Source organism: Alteromonas profundi (assembly GCF_010500865.1).
In the GTDB taxonomy this organism is placed as follows: Bacteria; Pseudomonadota; Gammaproteobacteria; order Enterobacterales; family Alteromonadaceae; genus Alteromonas; species Alteromonas profundi.
Genome location: NZ_JAAAWN010000065.1, coordinates 1 through 2,512 on the forward strand (window position 1 = coordinate 1; position 2,512 = coordinate 2,512).

The 2,512-nt window shown below is 47.5% G+C and carries 1 pseudogene; it reads right to left on the minus strand.

The window, feature by feature from the left end:
- Positions 1–2,373, minus strand: a pseudogene (locus GTH32_RS19060) (Tn3-like element ISShfr9 family transposase); the annotation flags it as partial.
- Positions 2,374–2,512: the final 139 nt, after the last annotated feature.

Below are 2,512 nucleotides of genomic sequence, written 5' to 3' on the forward strand. Positions count from 1 at the left end.
CAAACAGATCATTGATGACACTACTGAACTGCGCGTATCGCGGTGCAAAACTGTAACCGCATAGATCCAGTAAGGCGAAGTTAACATGATTGACACCGTGTGTATCTGTCGAGAGTACGTCAGGTTTGATTTCACTGCTGTTGGATTGTAACAGGTCATAAATATAGTGTGATTCGTGCTCGTTGGAACCGATGATCCGAGCATTGAGGGCGCTGTGGTTGGCCACCAGTGTCATGGCCGTGATCCCTTTGTTGGTGCCGAAATACTTAGAGGAGTACCGGGTTTTAAAGGTTTCCAGATGGGTTTCGAATTTCTGACCATCCGCACTGGCATGCAGCTGGTCCTCCTGAATATGGTAGTGGCGGAAGATGGGTAGCGCTGCAACCGCATTATTGATCACGTCGCTGGCGTCATGCAGCGTTTCAGGCCGGATATAGTTGGCCTGCACCGTACTCAGGTGTTCATAGCTTCGATCGGAGATCTGCGCCATGCCATACACACCACGGTGAGTGGCGTTGGCAATCAGAATGGCCAGTAAATCATCCTGATGAGTGAACCCTTGTTTTTGTATCGGAAGTACATGAGTCAGACATTTCATGAACCCGGTTTCGCGCTCTACATACCGCAGTACATCCGCGATACCGACCGGTTGCATTCGCTTAAAAAAGGGATTGTTGACCAGAGATGTAGCGCTTTTGGTCGGCAGACGCCAGCGGGTACCGGTACGATTTTTCATGATCACATTTCGATTGTCTCCCTCATCAATATGGAGAGCAACGTCTTTGAGTGCACTTTCCAGCCGGTGTTGTTTCTCCTGTAACAATAACTCTGCGGGCTGTTTTAGTCTGTCCAGTGTTGATGAGGCCAGCAAGGTATCCTGCGATGTCTGGGGGATCAGGTCGTCTTCCAGTGCGCGGTATTTGGTAACATTTGGCAAATAAATGCGTCCATTCAGTCGTGAGGTTAACTGCCGGTAGAGCAGCCATTCGTAACGTTGCGGGTTAACGTTATCCTGTTTAACCAACCATGGGAGATGCTTTTTCGGGATGAGCGACGTATCCATCGTCTTCAGTGGTCCACCGAATGCGATTTCCGTCTGCATCTGTTGAAGTTGGGCGACGACGGCTTCTGAGCCTTTACCGGCCTCACATTCAAGGCACAAGAACACCTGCCTTAACAGTTGCTCCAGGAGATTGCATTGTTCATCGTAATGTTGCCACTGGTACTCTTCCACGGTCCGTTTCTGTTTTTTCAGGTAAAGGCAGAGGGTCTGGATATCCCTGTCATTCATGACCTTCAATGCCTGTTGTCTGACTACTGAGAAGGGTTGATTATCATCAATGTTCTCATCCACAAACAGATGCAGTAACTCTGCCGCTTTCGTGACATTGTCCGCGGCTGACTGCCAGGACAGGAACACTGCTTGTTGTGCAAAGGTGTTGGCAGCTTCTTGTTGCTTGCGGATATGGTAAATGAACCCATCAGTTAACCGTTCCAGTGCCAGTTGTATCCGCTCTGTCAGGTGACATAGCAACCATAGATGCTGCTGTGCGCGTTTGAATCGTTTGAGTTTACTACCGTAATAGTTGATGAGCTCACCGAAGTGTTGTCGATTTTTAAGAGACAGATTAAGCCCATCGATAACGCCATTGATTTGCGTGCGCCATGGCGCTAACTGATGATAAAGGGCAAGCTCTTTTTTAAGTTCAGGTACGGTCAGACTTTTTGCACCGCCTCTGAGCTGGTTCAGGCTTAGTCCGTCATCAATGGCTGTTATGCTGTCCAGAAAGACGTGAAGTTCAGGACTGGTGAGTTGATTAAGTTGGTGCGCCAGGTCTTTTCTGACCTGCTGCATCGCTCTGCTTATCAGTCTCTGGAGTACGGTGTACCTAGGGATAGCAATGCTGTGACTGGTTAGGAATTCAATAGCAGTATCAAAGAGGTAACGCGGCTCCAGCCAGGCATTGCCCACCTGAACAAGGTGGTCGAAAAGAGAATTGAAGTGCTGACTTTCGTCCCATTTGTGATAACCAGCAAGGTCTAATACTTTTGCGTAGAGTCGATCTTTTTGTTTTTGTGAGGGAGTGAATGGTCTGAGCCCCTTGCCGCCAAGCAGCTCTTTACTGATGAACATTAAATCCTTAGAAACCTGCGAGTAAGCGATATCTAGGATGACGGGCTTTGATTTGAAGTATCCCAAAATCGCGACAAAGTAACATCTATGAGCTCTGAGACGAATTGACCGAAAAACTGCCAATTCCGCATCGTTCAGAGAAAAGTACAGACGTTGTTCTTCGATTGAAAAAATGGGTGGGGAATAAGATTTGCCTGTTCTGCTCTCGTGAGAATAGTAATTTCGTTTTTGATGGCCATATCAGGGCTGTTCCGTATTAAATGTACGATATTTACCTAATTTGCCACACTTATAAGTAGTAACCCACCTCCGCAGCCATTTATTGGTGTGGTCTACAGAGGATTATGTCTTTTTAGAGGGGAAAATCCCTAGAACCCC